The 21751-nt window shown below is 42.8% G+C and carries 23 protein-coding genes and 1 tRNA gene; 16 read left to right on the top strand and 8 right to left on the bottom strand.

The features are described from left to right. The first annotated feature begins 1 nt into the window (after window position 1). The 9 genes from fdx (at window position 2) to ABMY45_RS13875 (ending at window position 7764) form a co-directional block, all read left to right on the top strand. Entirely contained in the window at window positions 2-340 is a 339-nt protein-coding gene (gene fdx, locus ABMY45_RS13915; RefSeq protein ID WP_010607222.1) for an ISC system 2Fe-2S type ferredoxin, read from the top strand. Window positions 341-428: 88 nt separating this feature from the next. Next, complete coding sequence (locus ABMY45_RS13910; RefSeq protein WP_227386845.1) at window positions 429-1862, top strand: NAD-dependent succinate-semialdehyde dehydrogenase; 1434 nt, start codon at window positions 429-431, stop codon at window positions 1860-1862. A gap of 110 nt (window positions 1863-1972) precedes the next feature. Next, complete coding sequence (locus tag ABMY45_RS13905) at window positions 1973-2854, top strand: NTP transferase domain-containing protein (RefSeq protein ID WP_174170624.1); 882 nt, start codon at window positions 1973-1975, stop codon at window positions 2852-2854. 46 nt (window positions 2855-2900) lie between these two features. Then, the gene (locus ABMY45_RS13900) at window positions 2901-3974 is read left to right on the top strand and encodes an aminoglycoside phosphotransferase family protein (protein WP_010607225.1); all 1074 of its coding nucleotides are present in this window, start codon (window positions 2901-2903) and stop codon (window positions 3972-3974) included. Window positions 3975-4115: 141 nt separating this feature from the next. Next, window positions 4116-5492: a Gfo/Idh/MocA family oxidoreductase gene (locus ABMY45_RS13895; protein ID WP_174170625.1), complete on the top strand. Its 1377-nt coding sequence runs from the start codon at window positions 4116-4118 to the stop codon at window positions 5490-5492. Window positions 5493-5572: 80 nt separating this feature from the next. Beyond that, window positions 5573-6073: a nuclear transport factor 2 family protein gene (locus tag ABMY45_RS13890; protein ID WP_227386846.1), complete on the top strand. Its 501-nt coding sequence runs from the start codon at window positions 5573-5575 to the stop codon at window positions 6071-6073. 29 nt (window positions 6074-6102) lie between these two features. Continuing rightward, window positions 6103-6369, top strand: coding sequence for a YkoF family thiamine/hydroxymethylpyrimidine-binding protein (locus tag ABMY45_RS13885; protein WP_174170626.1), 267 nt, complete (start codon window positions 6103-6105; stop codon window positions 6367-6369). Continuing rightward, window positions 6369-6989, top strand: coding sequence for a nicotinamide riboside transporter PnuC (gene pnuC, locus ABMY45_RS13880; protein WP_039493061.1), 621 nt, complete (start codon window positions 6369-6371; stop codon window positions 6987-6989). Before ABMY45_RS13885 ends, pnuC begins: the two co-directional genes overlap by 1 nt. Next, complete coding sequence (locus ABMY45_RS13875; RefSeq protein ID WP_227386847.1) at window positions 6952-7764, top strand: phosphotransferase; 813 nt, start codon at window positions 6952-6954, stop codon at window positions 7762-7764. Before pnuC ends, ABMY45_RS13875 begins: the two co-directional genes overlap by 38 nt. A 66-nt stretch (window positions 7765-7830) precedes the next feature. Here the strand turns inward: ABMY45_RS13875 and ABMY45_RS13870 are convergent, their stop codons facing one another. Continuing rightward, complete coding sequence (locus ABMY45_RS13870; RefSeq protein ID WP_010607231.1) at window positions 7831-8013, bottom strand: helix-turn-helix domain-containing protein; 183 nt, start codon at window positions 8011-8013, stop codon at window positions 7831-7833. 197 nt (window positions 8014-8210) lie between these two features. Here ABMY45_RS13870 and ABMY45_RS13865 point away from each other — a divergent pair. Then, a tRNA-Arg gene (locus ABMY45_RS13865) sits at window positions 8211-8285 on the top strand. A 14-nt stretch (window positions 8286-8299) separates the two neighbouring features. Here ABMY45_RS13865 and ABMY45_RS13860 read toward each other — a convergent pair. Then, window positions 8300-9265, bottom strand: a complete 966-nt coding sequence (locus ABMY45_RS13860) for a zinc transporter ZntB (RefSeq protein WP_010607232.1) — start codon at window positions 9263-9265, stop codon at window positions 8300-8302. A gap of 277 nt (window positions 9266-9542) precedes the next feature. Between ABMY45_RS13860 and ABMY45_RS13855 the strand changes: the two genes are divergently transcribed. From ABMY45_RS13855 to ABMY45_RS13845, 3 genes are read left to right on the top strand one after another with little or no spacing between them, the layout of a single operon-like run. After that, window positions 9543-9977: an ATP-dependent zinc protease gene (locus tag ABMY45_RS13855; RefSeq protein ID WP_088531788.1), complete on the top strand. Its 435-nt coding sequence runs from the start codon at window positions 9543-9545 to the stop codon at window positions 9975-9977. Then, a complete protein-coding gene (rimK, locus tag ABMY45_RS13850; protein WP_010378991.1) occupies window positions 9974-10879 on the top strand; it encodes a 30S ribosomal protein S6--L-glutamate ligase in 906 nt (301 codons plus the stop codon). The genes ABMY45_RS13855 and rimK overlap by 4 nt, the downstream gene beginning before the upstream one ends. After that, window positions 10866-11894 (top strand): succinylglutamate desuccinylase/aspartoacylase family protein, encoded by a 1029-nt coding sequence (locus ABMY45_RS13845; RefSeq protein WP_010378992.1) that lies wholly within the window; start codon window positions 10866-10868, stop codon window positions 11892-11894. Before rimK ends, ABMY45_RS13845 begins: the two co-directional genes overlap by 14 nt. On the opposite strand, the gene ABMY45_RS13840 is transcribed toward ABMY45_RS13845, so the two are convergent. The 4 genes from ABMY45_RS13840 to recQ form a co-directional block, all read right to left on the bottom strand. Beyond that, entirely contained in the window at window positions 11884-12447 is a 564-nt protein-coding gene (locus tag ABMY45_RS13840; protein ID WP_211867038.1) for a mechanosensitive ion channel domain-containing protein, read from the bottom strand. The two genes, ABMY45_RS13845 and ABMY45_RS13840, sit on opposite strands and share 11 nt — an antisense overlap. Window positions 12448-12505: 58 nt before the next feature. Then, window positions 12506-14173: a POTRA domain-containing protein gene (locus tag ABMY45_RS13835; RefSeq protein ID WP_130127004.1), complete on the bottom strand. Its 1668-nt coding sequence runs from the start codon at window positions 14171-14173 to the stop codon at window positions 12506-12508. Between the two features lie 151 nt (window positions 14174-14324). After that, window positions 14325-14612, bottom strand: a complete 288-nt coding sequence (locus ABMY45_RS13830; protein WP_227386848.1) for a DUF3630 family protein — start codon at window positions 14610-14612, stop codon at window positions 14325-14327. Continuing rightward, window positions 14612-16426, bottom strand: coding sequence for a DNA helicase RecQ (gene recQ / locus ABMY45_RS13825; protein ID WP_029215907.1), 1815 nt, complete (start codon window positions 16424-16426; stop codon window positions 14612-14614). Before recQ ends, ABMY45_RS13830 begins: the two co-directional genes overlap by 1 nt. 193 nt (window positions 16427-16619) lie before the next feature. On the opposite strand from recQ, the gene rarD reads away from it, so the two are divergent. Then, window positions 16620-17510, top strand: a complete 891-nt coding sequence (gene rarD, locus ABMY45_RS13820) for an EamA family transporter RarD (protein WP_039493074.1) — start codon at window positions 16620-16622, stop codon at window positions 17508-17510. Here the strand turns inward: rarD and ABMY45_RS13815 are convergent. Together ABMY45_RS13815 and maoP are read right to left on the bottom strand one after the other, a co-directional pair. Next, on the bottom strand, window positions 17499-18734 hold the full coding sequence (locus ABMY45_RS13815) for a response regulator (protein ID WP_029215908.1): 1236 nt from the start codon (window positions 18732-18734) through the stop codon (window positions 17499-17501). The two genes, rarD and ABMY45_RS13815, sit on opposite strands and share 12 nt — an antisense overlap. A gap of 229 nt (window positions 18735-18963) precedes the next feature. Continuing rightward, complete coding sequence (maoP, locus tag ABMY45_RS13810) at window positions 18964-19335, bottom strand: DUF413 domain-containing protein (RefSeq protein WP_010607241.1); 372 nt, start codon at window positions 19333-19335, stop codon at window positions 18964-18966. Between the two features lie 87 nt (window positions 19336-19422). On the opposite strand from maoP, the gene ABMY45_RS13805 reads away from it, so the two are divergent. Both ABMY45_RS13805 and ABMY45_RS13800 read left to right on the top strand, forming a co-directional pair. After that, window positions 19423-20268 (top strand): LysR family transcriptional regulator, encoded by an 846-nt coding sequence (locus ABMY45_RS13805; RefSeq protein ID WP_010607242.1) that lies wholly within the window; start codon window positions 19423-19425, stop codon window positions 20266-20268. A 148-nt stretch (window positions 20269-20416) separates the two neighbouring features. After that, window positions 20417-21346: a porin gene (locus tag ABMY45_RS13800; RefSeq protein ID WP_349289023.1), complete on the top strand. Its 930-nt coding sequence runs from the start codon at window positions 20417-20419 to the stop codon at window positions 21344-21346. Window positions 21347-21751: the final 405 nt, after the last annotated feature.

Genomic DNA, 21751 nt, shown 5'->3' with positions numbered 1-21751 from the left:
TATGCCACAAATTATCTTTTTACCCCATGAAGAGTTATGTCCGGAAGGTGCTGCAATCGAAGCGAAAACGGGTGAAACTGTACTCGATGTGGCTTTGAAAAACGGAATTAGTATTCCACATGCCTGTGAAAAATCATGTGCATGTACTACGTGCCATATCGTTGTTCGTGAAGGTTTTGACTCGCTGGAAGAAAGCGATGAGTTAGAAGATGACATGCTAGATAAAGCATGGGGTCTCGAAGCTGAGTCTCGTTTGGGTTGCCAAGCGATAATTAGTGATGAAGACTTAGTGGTTGAAATTCCAAAGTACAATCTCAATATCGTTAATGAAGACCATTAAGTGCTGCTAACAACCTAGGTTGTTACTGACAAATTTAATAAAGCCGTAGTCTTATACTACGGCTTTTTGCTTTTCTAGGAGGAACGCTATGTCACTCATCAGTAACCCCGAATTTTCACTTATCTATGGCCAAGCACATCATAGTAAAACGCATGTCGATGTGGTTAATCCTGCAACTGGAGAGCACCTTGCTCAGGTTTCGGAGGCGGATAATCAGGCTGCCGATAAAGCGCTGCAAGCAGCGGCTGAAACCTTCGAAAAACTCGCTAGCACGACAGCACATGCCCGTAGTCAAGTACTTAGAAAATGGTACGAATTGGTAATAGAGCATCGCCAGGCCTTGGCTGAAATCGTCACTAAGGAACAAGGCAAACCGCTTAAGGAGGCACTTGCCGAGGCGGATTATGCTGCAGGATTTATTGAATGGTATAGCGAAGAAGCCAAGCGCGCCTATGGTCAGGTTATTCCCAGTCATTCTCAATCACATGAGCTAACTACAATCAGGCAAGGGGTTGGTGTTGTACTTGGGATCACACCGTGGAATTTTCCACTGGCGATGATCACCAGAAAAGTAGCACCAGCTTATGCAGCAGGCTGTAGTTTTATTTTAAAGCCCTCTGAGAAAACTCCTCTTGCGGCCATCGCCCTTGCAAAGCTGGCTATTCAGGCTGGAATGGAAGTTGGCGCTTTTCAGGTGTTAGTGACTAACGACTCTAAAGGGTTAGTAGCACACCTTACTGAGTCACCACAAGTGCGAAAACTCACGTTTACGGGATCAACACAAGTGGGGAGTGCGTTGTTAAAGCAATGTGCCGACACAGTGAAAAGAACGTCAATGGAGCTTGGTGGTAATGCACCATTTATTGTTTTCGACAGCGCTGATGTTGAGCAAGCGGTAAGTGGTTTGATGGCAGCGAAGTTCAGAAATGCAGGACAAACTTGTGTGGCCGCAAATCGTGTGTTTGTCGCGAAAGGTATCTCGGCAGAGCTACTCAATACACTCACTCAGCAGGTTAGCACGCTCACCTTGGGAAATGGTCTAGAGCAGGGTATTGATATTGGTCCACTCATTTCACTTGAAGCCAAACAAAAAGCACAGCAGTTGTTAGAAGATGCGTTAGCTAAAGGTGCGAGCATCGCTTATCAAGGTGATAAACAAAGCGGCCAATTTATGGCACCGGTAGTTATCACGGGTGTAAATAGCACCATGCGGATCTTCCATGAAGAAATTTTTGCACCGATTGTCAGCATTATTGATTTTGAGAGTGAAGATGAAGTGGTAAGAATGGCAAACTCTGTGCCAGAAGGGCTTGCTGCTTATTTTTATTCGAATGATGGCAATCAAATAAGGCGAGTAAGTCATGCGCTTGAGTATGGCATGGTTGGGATTAATGAAGGGATCATATCCAATCCAGTAGCGCCTTTTGGTGGTGTGAAGTTTTCAGGTCTTGGTCGAGAAGGGGCACAGGAAGGATTGCTTGAATACCAAGAAATAAAGTACTTATGTCAAAAGTTTAGCTAGTTCACACTGGTGTAAGACTAATTGCGAGGACGTCTTTCCTCGCAATTGCTTTTATTCTGCGCAAAAGCTCAGTACACTTACCCGCTTATTTGAGTTTTGATATTTTTTCAATGATAGGAATCGAACAACCCCCTAAGCTGATCATTTTGGCAGGTGGATTAGGAAGCCGCTTTGGTGGTAATAAGCAGGTTGCTGAGCTGCCAAGTATCGATAAAAGCATTATGGAATTGAGCATAATTGACGCGCATCATGCTGGTGTGCAAGATGTTATTTTGATCATCAATGACAAAGTGCGAAGCCTAATCGAAAATGTGATATTGCCACGATTGCCGAAGGCGCTGAACATTACTTTAGTGCAGCAGCGGCTTAGCGATATTCCGAATGAATTTATCGACTGTTTGGCAGGGCGAGAAAAACCATGGGGCACAGGACATGCGCTGCTGTGTGCAAAACCATACGTTGATAAGCCTGCGATAGTTATTACGGCGGATGATTATTACGGGCCAGATGCATTTGAGCAGCTTGTTGAACATTTTCAGCATCATAGCAATATGGCGATGGTCGCATACCCAATTATAAATACCTTATCAGATCAAGGTGGAGTAAACCGTGGCGTTTGTCAGGTACAAGCGCAACAACTACACTCGGTTGAAGAGGCATTGGATATTCGCTTTGAAAACGGTGAGTTGTCAGGTGATATTGCAGGTAAGCGGTGTAAGATAGCAAGCTCTGCACTTGCTTCGATGACCTGCTGGGGTGTGACGCCGTCACTTTTTGATTCATTAGAAGCCGGGTTTAATGCGTTTTTAAGGAATTATGACAACGGTGTCAAAAAAGAGTATTATCTGCCAGATTGTATCCAACACAGTATCAATAAGGGCCGACAAACCGTGTCGGTCTACCAAGCTAAATCACATTGGTACGGTATAACTTATAAGAGCGAACTAGACATTGTCGCGAGAAAGATTTATGAAGCACGTCAAGGAAGATAATCATCTCCACACAACTACATCCGACTTAACTCCTTTTGAGGTGAATATGGAGTATCAAGCCGTTGCGCAACAACTTGCTGATGAATACGGTCTCATTAGTGAAGAAGCTAAAATGAAGCCGATCGGTAGTGGCCATATCAACACGACTATGCTGTTGCAGGACAACCACAAAACCATGGTGGTACAAAAGCTAAATACCACGGTATTTCCAAACCCTTTGCATCTTGTTGAAAATGCGCGAGCGATTGAACAGCACTTAACAGCAAAAGCCTTAAATGGTGAATATAGTCTCGCTATCATAAAGCATCTAGCGACGAGTTCAGGCCAATATTTAGTCGATATTAATGATGAAGTTTGGCGTGCGCTTGCATTTATTGGCCGCAGTTATAGCGAAGACGTAGTGGCAAACGAACAACAAGCATTAACGGCTGCAAACGCCTTTGGGCAGTTTGCACATGCGCTAAATGATTTTGATGCGGCGCAGTTACATCATGTCATTCCAAATTTTCATAACTTGGCGATGCGTATTGATGCATTTAACCAAGTGCTAGCGAAAGACGAGCATGGTCGAGCGGACAAGTGCAGTGATGTTATCGCTGCTTTTCAGCAGCAATTTGCGCTTGCAGAAGAGCTGCAGCAGGCACAAAAACAAGTGCCACTTAGAGCTTGCCACAACGATACCAAAATCAACAACATGCTGTTTTCAACACAGAGTGATGCAGCGCGAGCCGTTATTGACTTAGATACTTGTATGCCAGGTAACTGGTTATTTGATTTTGGCGATATGGTGCGTACCTTCTGTTCGCCAGAAGCTGAAGACTCAACGAACTTGAGTAATGTGCAGGTAAGAGAAAATATCTTTGCTGCGCTGGCGCAAGGGTATATTGAACCGTTACAAGACAGTGTGACTGAAGCAGAAAAAGACAGCTTTATTCTTGGCGCCAAAGTGATGCCATTCATGATAGGTCTGAGATTTTTAACAGATCACTTAGATGGAGATAATTATTTTGCAACCCACAGAGCCAATCATAATCTCGACCGTGCGAAGAACCAGTTTGCGTTGTATTCCAGTGTGCTAGAAAAAGAGGATTGTCTGAATAATATTATCAGGGCAATTTAACAGTTTAATATATTTTAAGAAAAAGCGCTTCAAGCGCTTTTTTTGCGGCTTTATCGCAATGTTTTGAACCTAAGATTGGGATAGGTTAGCTTGATAGCGAGCAGTATTAGTGCTGTTAAGAAGTATCGTTTAGGAGTAAGAATGAAAAATATAAACCGCCGCGACTTTTTAAAAGCCGCAGGAGCGGCAGCGGCTGCGAGTGTAGTAGCTGGGTGCGCAAGTTCTAATCAAAATAACAGCGTTGTACCTAAGCAACAAGGCCGCTCTGTCATTGGGCTCGTAGCACCAAAAATGGACGTGGTTCGGGTAGGTTTTATTGGGGTTGGCCAACGTGGCTATGGTCATGTAAAGCGCATGAGTCACATCGATGGTGCACGTATTGTCGCGATTTGTGATACCCATGATGAAGTGCTTGAAAAATCGGCTGACTATCTTGTGCGCGAGCGAGGTTTGCCGAAACCTGCGCTGTATCGTGGTGGTGACTTAGCTTATCAAGAAATGCTTAACCGGGATGATATTGACATCGTTATAATTTCAACACCCTGGAAATGGCACGCGCCGATGGCAATTGATACCATGAATAGCGGTAAGCACGCGTTTGTTGAAGTGCCTTTAGCGTTGACCGTTGAAGAAATGTGGCAGATAGTCGACACCGCAGAGCGCACGCAAAAGAACTGTATGATGATGGAAAATGTCAATTACGGTCGCGATGAGTTGATGGTACTGAATATGGTTCGCCAAGGTGTATTCGGTGAGTTATTGCATGGTGAAGCTGCATATATTCATGAGCTACGTTGGCAGATGAAGGAAATTGAGCACAAGACCGGCTCATGGCGTACACACTGGCATACTAAGCGAGATGGTAACCTATATCCAACTCATGGTTTAGGTCCAGTATCTCAGTACATGAATATTAACCGCGGTGATCGTTTTGATTACTTAACTTCTATGAGTTCTCCGGCCCTAGGTCGTGCAGCCTATGCAAAACGCGAATTTCCGGCAGATCATGAACGCAATCAACTACATTATATTGCGGGTGATATGAATACCACGATGATTAAGACCATCAAAGGACGCAGTATCATGGTACAACATGATACGACCACGCCTAGGCCTTATTCTCGTCACAATCTAATTCAAGGAACTAATGGGGTCTTTGCTGGTTTCCCTAATCGTATCGCGTTAGAGCAAGGTGGTACTAAGAGCTTCCATGAATGGGATTACGAAATGGATCCTTGGTATGAACAATACGATCATCCGCTTTGGACTAAAATGGGTGAAGAAGCGCAGCGCAATGGTGGTCATGGTGGTATGGACTTTTTAATGTTCTGGCGCATGATCTATTGCCTGCGTAATGGTGAGGCGCTAGATCAAGACGTATACGACGGTGCCGCTTGGTCGGTAATTTCTCCATTATCGGCTCAATCAGTCGCTAATCGCAGTGAATCATTGAGTATTCCAGACTTTACCCGTGGAGCGTGGAAAACCGCTAAGCCATTGGGTATAGTGACAGTATAAAAATACACATTTTATCATCGTCGAATTAAGCGCTACAGGCGCTTTTTTTATACTCGATTAATACGGCTTTTGGAGTGGCTATGATGCGCTATCGGTTCTTGCTATTCTTTATATTAATACTGAGTGGTTGTAGTAACTCGATTAATATCAGTAAGAAAAATACATTCATCAGCCATGCCGATGCTTACTTTAATACCTATGCTCAGCGGCAGAACTTTACCCAGTTTATCGAGTTCTATGCAGAAGATGCCGTGCTGGAAGATATGGTTTTTGGCCATAAGGCACAAGGTAAAGATCAAATTACGGCTTTTTTAAATTGGTCTGCTGGGAATTTTGCTGTGCTGGATGAGCAACCCGTCTTAGTGGTAGAAGATAAGATAGTCGATACCACGGCTAGAACTGTGGTTGCTAGAGGCGTTTTTAATCGCTTTAATTATGCGTCACGCGAGTTAGGGCCTTGGCGATTTCTGATAGTGCTAAAGTTTGACGAAAAAGGTAAAATTATCTATCAGCAAGACTGGATTAACTATACCCCAAAATCGGATTTTACCGGTGGGGAAAATCTAAACCAGCAATATTAATAATCGGCTGCCATTTGTAAGGAGCGCCCATGCAAGTTTCTGTTGAAATAAGCAAGTACCCACTGCACCAAGACTATATCCCTTTTATTAAAGATTTTATTGATAGGCTGAATGAGCATGAAGGGATCAAGGTGATCACAAACACGATGTCAACTCAGGTCTTTGGTGAATTTGATTTAGTGACTTCAGTATTGAATCAAGAAATGAAACACTCATTTGAAGCTTACGGAAAATGTATTTTTGTTTGTAAGTTTATCTCAGGCGATTTATCTCCAGCTGATAGTGCCTGCGATTAATGGACTGGTTTACTGAAACCTTTGCAGGGTTCACAGCGATGTCGAGTTGGGAGTATATCGCTGTGGTGCTGGCTGTAGCTTATTTACTGCTGGCAATTCGAGAGAATATTTGGTGTTGGCCAGTGGCCTTTATTAATACCTTCATCTATACCGTGCTGTACTGGAACGGAGCACTAGTGATGGAATCACTGCTGCACTTTTACTATATGGTCATGGCCGTTGTTGGCTGGTGGATGTGGCGTCAGGGTGACAAAAACAAGCCCAGTGATATTGTTTCTTGGTCGTTATCAAAACATCTTTCAATCATTGTTATCACTTCAGTGGTTTCCGTTGTGCTCGGGTATTTCACCAAGCATTATATGGCAGCAGATCTCGCCTATTTAGATAGCTTTACCACGTGCTTTGCGGTGGTGACGACCTATTTAGTGGCTAAGAAAATTCTTGAAAACTGGTTATATTGGGTCGTGATTGATGCAGCCTCCATCTACCTTTATTACCTTAAAGGTTTCTATCCTACGCTGGTACTATTTATTTTCTACACCTTGATGGCGTGTTGGGGCTACAAGCGTTGGTACGAAGAATATGAAGCTAAGCAAGGAAAGACGCTTGCAGCACTCTGAGCTTGAAAAATTAAAAGTAAAGGTGGATACCGTATTCAAGGTTTCAGCTGAGCGATTAGAAAAGCTAACTAAGGGTGTGAGTAACAATAATTACCTGATGGTGAGTAAGGGCGAAAGCTACCTATTAAAATGCTATAGCCATGGTATTCCTACTGAGGCATTAAAGGCACAGAATGAGTTAGCACAGCAAGGCATTACTTCTAAAGTACTGCAGTACGACCTACGCACTCGTATGGCACTGTTCACCTTTATGCCAGAAGTGTGTGCTGAGCCAAAGTTAAATACTGCGTTGTTAGCACAAGTTATTCAGGTGCATAGCTTAGAGCTTGAAGTATACGAGGTGCTGGACTTAGTCGGTTATGTTCAGGCTATTGATGAGAAACTGCGTCACTTAGTTGACATCGAATGGCTTATCGAAAGCTTAGCTTCTTTACCCGTGGATCAAGCGTTTTGCCATAATGACTTAGTCATGAGCAATATTATTCAAAGCCCAGAGGGGATTCGGTTAATCGACTTTGAGTATGCTTGTCATAGTGACATATTTTTTGATTTAGCAGCGCTGGTGTGTAGTTTTAGCTGTGGTGTTGAAGCAGCACTTACGGTGGTTGAGTCTTATTTTTCTCTAAAGCGGCAAGCCATGCCTTCATACGCTCAAGCTAAACTGACGGTATTTTGCCAAATTTATTTGATTGTTAGTATTCAATGGTACGAGCAGCGCGGCGTAATGATAGAAGCCGAAAAGCTTAGGCAGTTACTGAAGCAGTGGATATTGTAGCTACAAGCTGAGCCAGTAGTATGTGATATTCCTTGATCACATTACTGGCCATCACTATTGGGTAGTTTAAATCCCACCCAGTCGCTGTGCTAGCTCTTTGTATTTTTCAACATCGGCTTTGTCAAAGATAGGTTCGCCATTGGCATCTGTGTCTTTGGCGACTAGCAAGTTTTCTCGTGCGAGGCGTCTTACGCGCTCAACCTTTACGTCAAGAAACTCTGCAACTTGCTCTGTTGTCATCGGTGTCATATTTGGGATCCTCAATGATGTATCGCGATATTTCTGAACGGGCAGCAATATCAGTCTATTTTATTATTTTCAAAGCATAGTTGAATAACTGGTTTTTTGCCCAAAGTACAGCTTTTTTTAAAAAATAGGTTACTAATTAGTCATATAGCAAACATTGTCTGGCAATTGTCTGCACTTAGCATTATTATGTTGGCGACGCTCTCGTGGTGAAATGGATATCACGTAGCCCTCCGGAGGCTGAGTTCTAGGTTCGATCCCTAGCGAGAGCGCCAATGATTACTCCTACTTACAACCAGCCTTTGCGTTTAAAGTACACGCCAATACCGCCAGTTAGTACCACCAACATAATAACAAAAAAGGCAAATGCGCCACCCCATTCAGTGCCAGGAATACCGCCAATATTCACCCCTAACAAGCCTGTTAAAAATCCAAGTGGTAAGAATAACGCTGCAACGACGGACATCACGTACATTCTTTGGTTTAACTGTTCATTTTGATGGTTGGTGATCGCATTTTGGATCACTTGTGCACGTTCAATCGCAGCCTCTAATTCTTCGATATATCGACTTAAGGCATTGCTCGCCTCTTCAATCATGTGTCGATGATCTTCATCTAGCCAAGCAATCTTTGCCAATAGCAGTTCGCTAATAGCAAGCTTTTGTGGCTTAAGATAGCGTTTTAAACCAATGGTTTGCCTTCTTAATGTTGAAAGTTGCTGATAGTTTGGCAGCTGCTCACTGCTTTCCATCGCGTCTTCAAATTCATCAAGCTGTTCTTCTATTTGCCAGATGATGTCTTGCATTCGCACAGAAAGTCGCATCACCAATGTAGACAGTAACTCACCGATACTTTTTGCGCCTTGACCCTTTTTAAGCGATGCCAACATATCTTGGGCAGACATAATATGGCGCTTACGACAGGTGATAAGTAGTTTATCGTTTGCAAAACAGCGAATAGAAACCATGTCTTCAGGGCTTTGCTTGGGATTAAGGTTCACGCCACGCAAGAACACTAGCAAACCTTCATCGCCATTAGCCGTTCTCGGACGAGTTTCATCTGCGGTTAGCGCTTCTCTTTCCCAGTCATCCAAAAACGTTTGTTGCTTCAGCCATTCGGTCGTTTCGTCGAAGCTGTAGTCAAAATGGAGCCAAAGTGGCTCCTTGTGAATTACGGATTTTACTTCACTCAGATCGCAAAGTAGCCTACCGCCACCTTGACCGTCGAGCACAAACGCATGGAGTAATCCAGTCATAGCTAATTCCTATTAAAAAGTTCGTCCCAAGACTGACATAGATAATTTAATTTTCAAATTCATTTAAAAATCTTGGCGATGAAATAAATTGTTTGAATACTCTATTTTACTTTAGCTCAGTATAGGGCTTTACCTTGAAAAATGTGTAAGTGGTGTTACTGTAAGTTAAGGTGCTTGGCTTAACAGAGCGTTTTTATCTTTAGGATAAATTTATTTTGTTTTTCAAGTGACTTGAATCAGCGTATAAGTCCGAACTCATTTTGTACGAGAGCATAATATGATCACAGTTGGTTGGAGAGAGTGGCTTTCCTTACCCGATTTAGGTATCGAAAAAATCAAAGCGAAAGTAGATACTGGAGCAAGAACATCATGTCTGCACGCCTTTAAGGTTGAGCCTTTCAAAACAGAACAAGATGAACTTTGGGTAAGGTTTTGGATCCATCCCAAACAAGACAATACCGACTATGAAGTCTGTAGTGAAGCAAAAGTAGTAGATGAGCGCGTTGTTACCGATTCGGGCGGTCATAAAGAACTACGTTATGTAATAGAAACAAATTTAACTATCGGCAATCAGGCTTGGCCAATTGAAATCACGCTAAGCGATAGAGAAACAATGAAATTTAGAATGTTACTGGGTCGTACGGCGATGCGAGGCCGCATCCTTGTTGATCCAGAACAGTCATATTTAAGTAATAAAACGGATAAATCATGAAAATTGGCATTCTTTCAAGGAATCAATCTTTATATTCAACACGTCGTTTAATTGAGGCGGCAGAGCAGCGTGGGCATGAAGTTGAGGTTATTGACGCGCTACGTTGTTATATGAATATCAATAGTAGTGAGCCTGAAATTCACTTTAAGGGTCAGCAGTTGAGCGGCTTTGATGCGATTGTCCCGCGAATTGGTGCCTCTGTGACGTTTTATGGTTGTGCGGTACTCAGACAGTTTGAAATGATGGGGGTGTACCCATTGAATGAGTCTGTTGCAATCACTCGCTCAAGAGATAAGTTGCGTTCATTACAGCTACTGTCAAGAAAAGGCGTAGGCATGCCAATCACAGGCTTTGCCAGTAAGCCTGATGACGTTAAAGACTTACTGGAAATGGTTGGCGGCACACCGGTTGTGATCAAGTTACTAGAAGGCACACAAGGTATTGGTGTGGTGTTAGCTGAGACTCGTAAAGCGGCGGAAAGCGTTATCGAAGCATTTATGGGCTTAAAAGCCAATATTATGGTGCAAGAGTATATTAAAGAAGCTGGTGGTGCGGACATTCGCTGTTTCGTTATCGGCGACCGTGTCATTGCCGCGATGAAGCGTCAAGCGCAAGAGGGCGAATTCCGTTCAAATCTGCATCGTGGTGGTTCTGCGACATTGGTAAAAATCACTCCGGAAGAGCGCCGCACTGCAATTGCTGCAGCAAAAGCCATGGGCCTAAATGTTGCCGGTGTAGATTTATTGCGTTCAGAGCGAGGTCCTTTGGTGATGGAAGTGAACTCATCTCCGGGCCTTGAGGGCATTGAAAAGGCAACAGGTAAAGACATTGCTAGCTTGATCATCTCCTTTATCGAGAAGAATGCAGCGGCGAAAAGGACTGCTACACGTGGCAAAGGTTAAAATCAACCAACCCTTTACGTTATTAGATACACGAGTGGGTGTTGCTGAAAGGCAGACTGTCCAGTTGGAAGTGGCCAAGCTCTACACTCACACACCAATGACCATTCCGATTGAAGTCGTTAATGGCGCAGAGGCCGGGCCGGTACTTTTGGTCTGTGCCGCAATTCATGGAGATGAATTAAATGGCGTTGAGGTCGTGCGCCAGCTATTAAGTAAAGTCGATGCGGCAACGCTACGTGGCACCTTGATAGCGGTGCCTATCGTAAATATCTTTGGCTTTATTCATAAGTCTCGCTATTTACCTGATAGACGAGATCTAAACCGCTGTTTTCCAGGTTCTGAGCAAGGCTCGTTAGGGGCTCGAATGGCATCTATGTTTTTCGATTTGGTGGTAAAAAAGTGCACCCATATTATCGATTTACATACTGGCGCGATTCATCGCTCTAATTTACCGCAGATCCGTGGTGACTTGTCCTGCGAAATGACCAAAGAAATGGCCATGGCGTTTGGTACGCCGGTTGCGATAGATGCGCGACTGCGTAATGGTTCGCTACGAAGTGAAGCTGCGGGATTGGACATTCCTGTTATCACTTATGAAGCGGGAGAAGCGTTGCGGTTTGACTCATTGGCCATTGCAGCTGGATTGCAAGGGGTTGAAAATGTCATGCGCAAACTCAGAATGTTGCGTGGACGTCGCAGGAAGCAACGTCATGACGCAGTTATCGCGGCTGCAACAAGTTGGGTGCGTGCAGACGTTGATGGTATTGTTCGAGCACAAGTTAACTTGGGGGAACGCGTATCAAAAGGTCAAATCTTGGCTTATATAGACAGTCCATTAGGTCAAAGCGAAGAAGCGATTATCGCACCTCGTAGTGGGATAGTGATTGGCCAACAAATGCTACCTTTGGTGAATGAAGGAGACGCAGTTTTTCATTTGGCTTACTTTGCACATGCAAATAGCATTGTTGAACAACAGCTAGAAACTTTTATTGACGATATAGGCCCTATTTCTTAGGGCCTAATGTTCTTCTTGGTGTTGGAACCTGTTTAGGTTTAGTCGGTTCTTGACTAAGCACCATAACGGGTCGAGTAACAAACAAGTTATTAGGATATACGACCTTATGGCCGTCAACATGGCGCAGCACTACACTCATCAACCCCATCTCTACAATACAGCCTTCAACAAAGTTTGCACCGTCAACAATTCTTACCCAATTCCCAACGCGATAATCGTTTTGAATAAACATAAGTAAAAATGAAGTCAGATTGGAAAGTAATGACCAACCGGCAAACATGGCAACACCAAGCATCGCAAATAACGATGAACCAAGCACCAGTAAACCACGAAGTTCTATGCCCCAGAATACAAGCATAAAGCAGACGAATACAAAGGCAACAAGTACACGAACGAGTAAGTCGGCACGTTGTTTACGATGAGAGTCTATTTTTCCGCGTGTTACTTTTTCTAAGAGTTTGCAACATGCCTTCATTAATAGTGGGAAGGATAATAGCGCCACCAAAGTTACAATTAGCTTGTATTGACTGAGTGCGAAATCTAACAAATGCAAAATCGTATCCTAAGAAATTTTTTCTGCTTTATATCATGTTTATTGTTGTGCGACACCGTTAAAAGCGATTTTTTACCGTTAATAGCCACTGTACGCTATCGACGTTATCCGGGCCATTAATTGGTGCGGCTAAATCAATATGAACCATGATATCTGAATTGGCTCGGCTAGGTGCTAAACGCAAGCCAATACCGACATTTTTTAGGACTGATTCATCTGCTTCAATCGGCAGGTGAGAGTGGTACGCGCGCCCTACATCAAAAAAAGCTGCACCACCAATTTTGAATAAGCGCAGTAAGTCATATTCCCAGTAATAGCGTTTTTCGATATTGAGTAGCATACTGCGACTACCTTGCTGATATTTTATTGGGTATCCGCGAAGCCCGGTTTCGCCCCCTAACGTAATTTGATTATCAAAGGTCAGGTTATTCCCATAGGTATAGCTTGCGTTGATAAACCAAGACTCATACAAGCTGGTATTTAAATAGTATTGAAAGGTCGTTTTCGCTATTAGGTTTTCGGTTTTATCTGTGTCTTTGTTCCAGTTGCCACTGACATCAAAATAAAAACGCCACAAGCTGTGATCTGAGGTGTAGTGTGCCGTATTGGCAGAAAATGAATAGACAAGACGTTCAGTATCGTCACTCCAAGATTCGGCTGAATAGCCAAATAGAGCATTAATATTCCAACCTAAATTAAGATCCTCTGTACGATAAATCGAGTCGAAGTTGCGTACTTTTACATAGGAATCTTCAAACCACTGAGCTTGAACATAAGGGTAGGTGAGCGTTCTATCTTGTGCAATGGGTAAAGTGGTATCTGCTATCTCACGGAAGGTATGTTGCTCATGTCTAACGCCTGCGATGAGACGGCGAGTCCAACTGCCCGATAGCGCTTTTGAGTGTCCGAAGTAGACTTGCGTGACATCCGTGGATTGACTGAACTCTGAGATTGTTTCACCTTCAGAATATATGGGTTCTTCGCGTTTGTCGGAATAACTCGTAAAACCATAACTATATGGAGTATCGGTTGCAAAAAATGGATAGCTCACATCGATATAGTGGCGCTCACCATCGTCATTATCTGAATATTCTACGCGACCACGATATCTTGAGTTTAAAATATTAGGGTCATCATAGACAAACTGATAACCAGAGCGGTCGACCTCTTGTATGTGGGTAAAAGAAAGGCGCTTTCCCCAGCCAAATAAATTACTTTCTCTAAACCCAATTCGAGAAGTGTTTTCCCCACCACTACGACTAAAACTTAAATCGGGCAATAGTGTCCAAAGATCCCGCGTTACAACCGTAACTAAAATATCACCATCACAGTTTTCTACGGCATAGATACGTGCATCATATAGGTATGACTGATTGCGAAGGAGTCGTTCGGATTCACTGAGTTTTCTTGGGTTGTAAGCATCCCCTTCCTGAAATAGGAGCACGCTTTTTAATACTTCGGGCTTGGTTTGAATATGATAACGGTTGGCAAATCGGAATAGGGCATTGTCTTCTTCAGGTTTATCGGTATCGAAAACATTAAGTTGTTTTAGAGTGATAGCGACGACCTTTTTACCCTCTGCGGGCTCAGGATAGGCTTGTTTGCTGTCTAGCTGGCGTGAAAGGTTTTGGTCGCTTTGTGCTTCAACTCGGTTATTACCACAGCTATTAGCAAAATCAACAGCAGGCACTTTTTCAGCTTGCGCAGCTGCATTTAGGCTACACATTAGCACAATACTATTACACGAAATCCTCTTTACATTCATCACAGAGCCTTTAAGTCTAATATTCCTTTAGTATGGATTATATTGTTGCAGCTTGCTTTAGTTCTGCAACAAAAGTAATAATATTTATAGACTTAAAGAGCTTTATGTGGACTTAACAAGAAAGTTGTTGGCGTAGGAAAGGTAGGAGTTCTAAGGCATCAACGCCATCAGGAGCTATCCACACACTCTCACTGTAATGTTCAAAATTTAAATTAAAATTACAGCTTTTATATGAAAAACGCCACTGATGTCTATCCGCTCCAGCAGAGAATTCAATTAATTGAATCTCATCTTGATGTAAGAATATTTGCCCCCAAAGTTCAAATTCATCGTCTTGAGGTGTAATTTCACAGCTGACGATAATCACCTCGTGTGAATTATCCAAAGTGAGTGTAGTCATTATTCTCTTTCCAAATAATTGCGAATGAGCTGCATGAAAGGGGCACCGTACTTGCTGAGCTTAGTAAAACCGACACCAGATACTTGCAAAAACTCACTATCAGTTGTTGGCGTTCTTTGTGCCATTTCAGCCAACGTTCGGTCGTTAAATACAACATACGGTGGTACATCATCTTCATCTGCGAGCTGCTTTCTGAGTGCACGAAGCTTAGCAAATAGTTTCTTATCGTAATTAAACTGAGCCAGTTTATCTTGATAGACATGCTTTGCTACAAGTCTTGGTTCTGCGAGTTGTAGCACATATTCGCCGCGAAGTACGGCGCGGGCGGCTTCTGTTAATCTAAGCGTTGCGCCTTGAGTAATATCTTGACTCAATAAACCATGATGGATCAATTGACGTAAGATACTCAGCCAAAATTCATTGCTGTGCTCTTTCCCGATCCCATAGGTTGAGAGGGTATGGTGATTTTGTTCTCTGATCCTTGCGGTATTTGCCCCACGCAAAATATCCACAATGTAACTAATGCCAAAGCGTTGTTCTGCGCGGTATACGCACGATAACGCTTGTTGGGCAACTAATGTACCATCAAATTGTTTCGGTGGGTTAAGGCAAATATCACAGTTTCCGCATGCTTCACGTTGATATTCGCTGAAGTAATTGAGCAAAATTTGACGACGACAGGTTTGCGCTTCAGCAAAACTCGACATCGCCTGAAAGCGCTGCTCTTCGACCTTACGACGTTGCTCGTCTGGAATATCTTCAAAAAAGCGCCTAACGCGGGGAATATCCGCAGGATCAAAGTACATAACGGCTTCAGCTGCTAAGCTATCTCGCCCTGCACGGCCGGTTTCTTGATAATACGCTTCTACACTTTTAGGAATATCATAGTGAACCACAAATCGCACGTTGGGTTTATTGATCCCCATCCCAAAAGCAACGGTTGCAACTACGATTTGAATGTCATCTCGGGCGAAGCGGTTTTGTACAAACTGGCGCTGATCATTATCTAGACCTGCGTGATAACCTGCAGCATTGAACCCAGCATCAATCAGCTTTTCGGCAATATCATCAACACGTTTACGGCTACCACAGTAGATTATGCCACTTTGCCCCTTTTGCTCTTTTAAATAGCGGATCAACTGCGACAGGGGTTTGAACTTTTCTTCGATGGTGTAACGAATATTGGGTCTGTCAAAGCTACCGGTATAGATAAATGGTGCTTGCATACCTAATTGCTGGACAATATCTTTTCGTGTCGCTAAATCGGCCGTTGCGGTTAATGCCATCATCGGAACGGACGGAAAATGTTGGCGTAATTCTTTTAAACGAAAATAGTGCGGTCTAAAGTCATGTCCCCAATGAGATACACAATGGGCTTCATCAATGGCAAACAAACTGATGTTACAGTTGGATATGCGTTCAATAAAGTCTCGTTGTAAGGCCTTTTCTGGTGCAACGTACAGCAGCTTTAAACGGCCTTGGAAAAGCGCGTCATAGGTATCTCTTTGCTGCTCCCAAGCGACGCTGTTGTTGATATATTCAGCGGCTATGCCTTGTGCTTTTAACTGCGCGACCTGATCTTGCATTAATGAGATAAGTGGCGATATAACAATTGTCACGCCTGCAAATAATACTGCTGGGACTTGGTAACAGAGTGATTTACCGCCGCCGGTAGGCAGTAGTACAAGCGTATCCTGACCAGCTAAGCTAGACTGAATAATATCAAGCTGACCATCTCTAAACGTACTGTAGCCAAACACATCTTTCAGTACTGAATGAGGGTCGTTAATTGGGGTGCTTACGAGGGTATCCATCGGTGTCATTTTAGAGCTTTTTTTGAACCTTGTCTTTGCTTTTTATCTAATCTTAAGAGACTTGAATAAGTTTTGAGCACTTGTAGGCTTTAAACTTTGTGATTGTGAATTCATCGAACTTTCATCGCCGTGATTAGTAAAAATGAGTATAATGATTGACCTCTTAGTTGATCCCTCCAAAGGTTAAACGCCCGTGATTGAAGAACAAAAGAAAGGCCACTTACTCGCTGTACTCGCCTTTTTTATGTGGGGACTTGCACCCATCTATTTTAAGCAACTCGTCCATGTTGACGCGATTGAGATACTCATTCATCGCGTTGTGTGGTCTGTCTTTTTTATTGCACTAATTGTGCTGGCAAAGCAGCAATGGCCCAAAATTAAGGCCATATTGGCTAATCCTAAATTGCTGGCGATGTTGACACTCACTGCGTTGCTGTTGGGTTTTAACTGGGGTTTATTTATTTGGTCTGTTAATAACGGCTTTATGCTAGATGCGAGTTTGGGTTATTACATCAATCCATTACTTAACGTGCTATTGGGAATGTTATTCTTATCGGAAAGGTTGAGAACAGCGCAAAAGTTTGCTGTGTTATTAGCGATAGTGGGTGTGGTATTACAGTTAATCAGTTTTGGCTCATTCCCAGTCATTGCGTTTTCACTGGCAGGATCGTTTGCAATATATGGATTGTTGCGTAAGACCTTAGCGGTTGAGTCACTTCCTGGATTGCTGGTGGAAGCCCTTATTCTCACCCCAATTGCACTGGCTTATTGGTGGTGGGTTGAGCCCAGTGCCACAAGCAACCTTTGGAATAATGATTGGTACACCAACACGCTTTTGATAAGTGCGGGTGTGGTGACAACTTTGCCTTTGTTATGCTTTACCGCAGCAGCAAAACGGATACCCTACACGACACTTGGCTTTTTTCAATATATCGGGCCGAGCTTAATGTTCATATTGGCGGTACTCTTTTATGGGGAAGCCTTTGATGCAGAACGAGCAATAACGTTTGCCTTTATTTGGGGAGCGCTGGTGATGTTTAGCTTTGATTCTTATCGAGATAAAAGAAAGCGCTTAGTGAACTAAGCGGTTTCTTCCCGAAGCTTTCGCCTGATATAAACGCTCATCGGCTTGTTTTATCAGGCTTTCTATGTCCGTAGTCACCTGAGCGGCAAGTCCCATTGAAACAGTAAACGAGATCTGCTGTTCAGTCAGTTCGTTACTACTTTGCTCTAAATATTCCCTGAAGCACTCCAGTCTTTCTTTGCAATGTTCAGCCACCGTATCTTTAAAATATATCGCAAACTCTTCGCCGCCTAATCGAGCGACTAAATCATTGGGAAAGTATTGAGCAAACGCTTGGCCAATTGATTCAAGCACTGCATCGCCGCCTTCATGACCATATTTGTCATTTACTTGCTTAAAATGATCTATATCTATCATAGCGATCAGCCCGTAGAGCTCCTTTTTATGTCTTGCTTTTAGGCTTTTCTTTACGGTATCGAAAAAGTAGCGTCGATTTGGCAAGCTGGTTAGATAGTCTGTATTTGCTTGTCGGCGTATCGTTTGAATATGTTCTAGCATATCGACGTTCTGGCTAAGACGGCAGTAAAACTCTTCAGCGTTAAAGGGCTTTCTGAGGTAGTCATTAGCACCATTTTTCAAAAATCGTGTAGATAAATTTTCGGTTTCAACTCCAGATATACCAATTATCGCTTTATCATCATCAGTGTAGAGTCGCCTAATTTCGATACATAGCTCTTCGCCTCGCATATTTGGCATTTCATTGTCGGTAATGATCACTGAAATATCCGGGTTGTCTTTTAATACCGCGAGCGCTTCTATGCCATCACAGGCTTCTAGTACCTGATATTTATGGCGAGTGAGGAGTGCTGAGACATAGTGTCTCGACGAAATAGAGTCGTCCACAACCAGTACTCTGACATTTTCATTTCTTGGCAGGCGTTCTAATTGGCGACGTAAATAATGATAGGCTTGTTTATTTTCCTTGGTGATATAGTCGATGATGGGGTATTGCTCAACGATTGAGCGAGTCTGACTTTCAAGGTTACCAGTCATAACTATGGTAGGAATATCAGCTTTAACCGTGCAGGGAATAGCTTCTCCAAGCGGCGCATCTGGTAACACAAAGTCTACCACGGCACAAAAATAATCGTGCTGTGATAACAATGCTTTGGCTTCGGCCAAAGACTCTGCAATATCTACATGGTATCCCACAGTGGTCGCAATATGCTTTTGCACCTTCGCAATTGTGGGGGTGTCTTCAATGATTAAGATTTTCCGTAACACAACCTTCGCCAACCATTTCCTGTTTTACTAATTCTTAACCTAACTGCGCTTAATTGCAATGCTTGTGCTAATAAACAAGTAATGACTAAGAACAAAATACGAGACAGATAGAGGCTGATGAGGTAATCGAGATTGAAATGGGATTGATAATAGAAGTGCTTAGACGCCAACGACAGAAATAAAGCCACTCTGTTGGCGTCTAAGCTTGATAGGATTTAGACGATTTTGCTTATAGCTCGTCGTCAATATCTACCGGGATCACCACGCTACCGTCGTTTTGAACTTTAGAGCGTCCAAATAGCGTGTGAAACTTTGTCTTACACGTAGTATGCTTCAAATATTTGGTCCAAGCTTTTTCTACAGCGTTAGTTGGGGGGATTAACCCTTCCATCACCTGAACAAACTGAGATTGGAAACTGTTTTGAGGTTCTTCTGCTTTGCTGTATAAGCTTCTTAATGTGGCACCACAACGTTCAAGAATTTCGGCTTCTTGTAGCGTGAAGTGACCACTGCGTCCGAATCCTCTAGGGAAGTTGGCGTCATCATAAAAGGCTCTGGGGCTTGCAAATGCATTTTTCAAAGTCGCTAAATTATGATCCATAACTGAGTCCTCTAAGATTATCTGGCTGGAGTATGGACCAAGTTTTATAATTTTTTAAACGAGTAATTTTTATCGTCAGGAAGAAAAATGGACATAGATCTATTAAAAACTTTTGTCGAAGTTGTCAAAACCCGTCACTTCGGTCGAGCGGCAGAAAATTTATACATCACTCAGTCAGCTGTAAGTTTTAGGATCCGCCAGCTTGAGCAAAGTTTAGGGGTGAATCTTTTTATTCGCCAGCGTAACAATATTCAGCTAACTGCGCCAGGTGAAAGATTATTACCACATGCCAAAATGATCTTAACTGGGATGCAGCGCGCCAAAGTCGATGTTGCATTGGCAAACAATATGCACAAGCAATTGTCATTGAGCGGCACGGCTAATATTTGGGACGCATTTTTACAATTCGGAATTAACCATATTGTATCCGCTATGCCTGGTGTATCGCTTGTTGCTGAAGTGAAAGCACAGCAAGAAAGCACACGACTATTATTAGAGCGAACACTGGACCTTGCTGTATTATTCGATCCGCCAAAAGTGGATGAACTGGTTGTTAAGCCAATTAGCGATCTTGCTATTATTCCTGTAAGCACTTTTGATAACGCAACAAAGGAAGACTTTTTTGACAACCAGTATGTTTATGTTGATTGGGGAACCGCTTTTTCTCTATGGCATGCAAAACAGTTTACTGGCGCAACCCCTCCTTATTTTAGAACCAGCACAGGCAGAATAGCACTCGATCTTATTCTTCAGTGTGGTGGTTCCGCATTTGTGCCAGAAGCGCTAGCGTTAGAGTCTATTGAGGCTGGAAGGTTGACTCAGGTTGATGAAGTAGAAAGTAACTCAAGAGAGATATTTGTGGCATACCACAAAGACAACGACCAACTAGAACAGATAGAAACCATCGTAAATTTACTGGGGGCGGTGAAGTAATTCTTACAATGAAACTTTTGTGACGTATTTCTTAAGGTTGGGTGTCATTTTATTTTCAGAAATATTTTATGTGTAATATTTTTGTCATTTACCAGTGTCAAACTGCGCGTGTTTTGAAAATACGTGTTGCGATATTGAGGAAATACACATGAAACTAACTAAGACTGCTTTAGCGCTATCATTACTAAGTGCATTCACTTTTCAAGCAAACGCTGAAGTTGATGTTTATGGTAAAGCGAATGTATCGGTACAATCTTCTGACGATGGTGCTGGCTCGGTTACTGAAATTAAAAGTAACGCCTCTCGCTTTGGTTTCAAAGGTTCTGAGAAATTAGACTCTGGTTTAGAAGTTATTTATAAGCTTGAGTTCCAAGTAGATGTCTCTGACGCTGATTCAAAAGGTGATAAAGACAATATTACTGCACGTAATCAGTACGTGGGTTTAAAAGGTAACTTCGGTGAAATCGTTATCGGCCGTAATGACACCGCATTAAAACAGTCTCAAGGTAAGTTAGACCAGTTCAACGACCTTGAGGGTGACATTAAGGTACTCTTTAAAGGCGAAAATCGCTTAGGTGATTCAATTTCCTACAAGTCACCAAGCTTTAATGGCTTTAGAGTACTAGGAAGCTTTATTGCTGAAGACAGCGAAGAAGGTGAAAACGGTTTCTCTACTGCGCTAACATATGGCGATGCAGGATTGAAAGAGTCAACTATCTATGCAGCGATTGCAGCAGATAGCGAAGTAAATGGCTATGACACGGTTCGTTTCACTGTTCAAGGTAAGGTAGCTGACTTCAAACTTGGTGCAATGTACCAGACACAGGAAAAGGTGGATGGAAGTGCAGAGGCCGATGGGTACTTACTAAATGCAGCGTACAAATTGGGCAATGCAACCTTGAAAGCACAGTATCAAGTTATTGACTTCGATGCCGGTGACAAAGTAGATGGTGTTTCTGTCGGTGTTGATTACAAGCTTGCTAAAAACGCGAAGGTTTATGGTTTCTACTCAACATTCGATGCAGACAACCAAGTAGAAAAGGATTATCTAGGCTTAGGTATCGAGTATAAGTTTTAATTTATAGACTTTATCCGAGCTTAAATATAGTAAAACACCCGCCTAATGCGGGTGTTTTTGTTTGTTTTATATTCGGATTGTTTTCTTTTTGCTCGAACAAACGTTTTTTCGCAATTTTCTTTAAAAAAGGGTTGCACTAAAATCGGATCGCCCTATAATGCGACCCCACTGACACGGGGCGCTACGCTGAAAAGCAAAGCAGCAACGAGTTAGCGTCAAATAAAACTTAAGTTCGAAACTTCTTCTCAAGAAATTCAAAATTAAGTGTTGACAAAAAGTTGGGAATGCTTAGAATGCACATCCCTCGAAACAACGAAATGTTTCGAAACGTTCTTTAAAAATATGAAGCAATCATCTGTGTGGGCACTCGTACAGATTGAGTTCTAACAGCAGATTCTAGTTCGC

Source organism: Pseudoalteromonas sp. XMcav11-Q (genome assembly GCF_040104525.1).
GTDB lineage: Bacteria > Pseudomonadota > Gammaproteobacteria > Enterobacterales > Alteromonadaceae > Pseudoalteromonas.
Note: the sequence above shows the minus strand (reverse complement) of the source record. Positions and strands in the feature narration are given on the sequence as shown.

Coding starts and splice junctions, on each gene's coding strand:
- ABMY45_RS13860 (WP_010607232.1), bottom strand. CDS start 9,265: ATGACTGGATTACTCCATGCGTTTGTGCTCGACGGTCAAGGTGGCGGT.
- ABMY45_RS13895 (WP_174170625.1), top strand. CDS start 4,116: ATGAAAAATATAAACCGCCGCGACTTTTTAAAAGCCGCAGGAGCGGCA.
- ABMY45_RS13800 (WP_349289023.1), top strand. CDS start 20,417: ATGAAACTAACTAAGACTGCTTTAGCGCTATCATTACTAAGTGCATTC.
- ABMY45_RS13875 (WP_227386847.1), top strand. CDS start 6,952: ATGAAGCTAAGCAAGGAAAGACGCTTGCAGCACTCTGAGCTTGAAAAA.
- ABMY45_RS13855 (WP_088531788.1), top strand. CDS start 9,543: ATGATCACAGTTGGTTGGAGAGAGTGGCTTTCCTTACCCGATTTAGGT.
- ABMY45_RS13905 (WP_174170624.1), top strand. CDS start 1,973: ATGATAGGAATCGAACAACCCCCTAAGCTGATCATTTTGGCAGGTGGA.
- ABMY45_RS13835 (WP_130127004.1), bottom strand. CDS start 14,173: ATGTGTAGCCTAAATGCAGCTGCGCAAGCTGAAAAAGTGCCTGCTGTT.
- ABMY45_RS13890 (WP_227386846.1), top strand. CDS start 5,573: ATGATGCGCTATCGGTTCTTGCTATTCTTTATATTAATACTGAGTGGT.
- ABMY45_RS13885 (WP_174170626.1), top strand. CDS start 6,103: ATGCAAGTTTCTGTTGAAATAAGCAAGTACCCACTGCACCAAGACTAT.
- ABMY45_RS13805 (WP_010607242.1), top strand. CDS start 19,423: ATGGACATAGATCTATTAAAAACTTTTGTCGAAGTTGTCAAAACCCGT.
- maoP (WP_010607241.1), bottom strand. CDS start 19,335: ATGGATCATAATTTAGCGACTTTGAAAAATGCATTTGCAAGCCCCAGA.
- pnuC (WP_039493061.1), top strand. CDS start 6,369: ATGGACTGGTTTACTGAAACCTTTGCAGGGTTCACAGCGATGTCGAGT.
- ABMY45_RS13870 (WP_010607231.1), bottom strand. CDS start 8,013: ATGACACCGATGACAACAGAGCAAGTTGCAGAGTTTCTTGACGTAAAG.
- ABMY45_RS13830 (WP_227386848.1), bottom strand. CDS start 14,612: ATGACTACACTCACTTTGGATAATTCACACGAGGTGATTATCGTCAGC.
- recQ (WP_029215907.1), bottom strand. CDS start 16,426: ATGGATACCCTCGTAAGCACCCCAATTAACGACCCTCATTCAGTACTG.
- ABMY45_RS13900 (WP_010607225.1), top strand. CDS start 2,901: ATGGAGTATCAAGCCGTTGCGCAACAACTTGCTGATGAATACGGTCTC.
- ABMY45_RS13910 (WP_227386845.1), top strand. CDS start 429: ATGTCACTCATCAGTAACCCCGAATTTTCACTTATCTATGGCCAAGCA.
- rimK (WP_010378991.1), top strand. CDS start 9,974: ATGAAAATTGGCATTCTTTCAAGGAATCAATCTTTATATTCAACACGT.
- fdx (WP_010607222.1), top strand. CDS start 2: ATGCCACAAATTATCTTTTTACCCCATGAAGAGTTATGTCCGGAAGGT.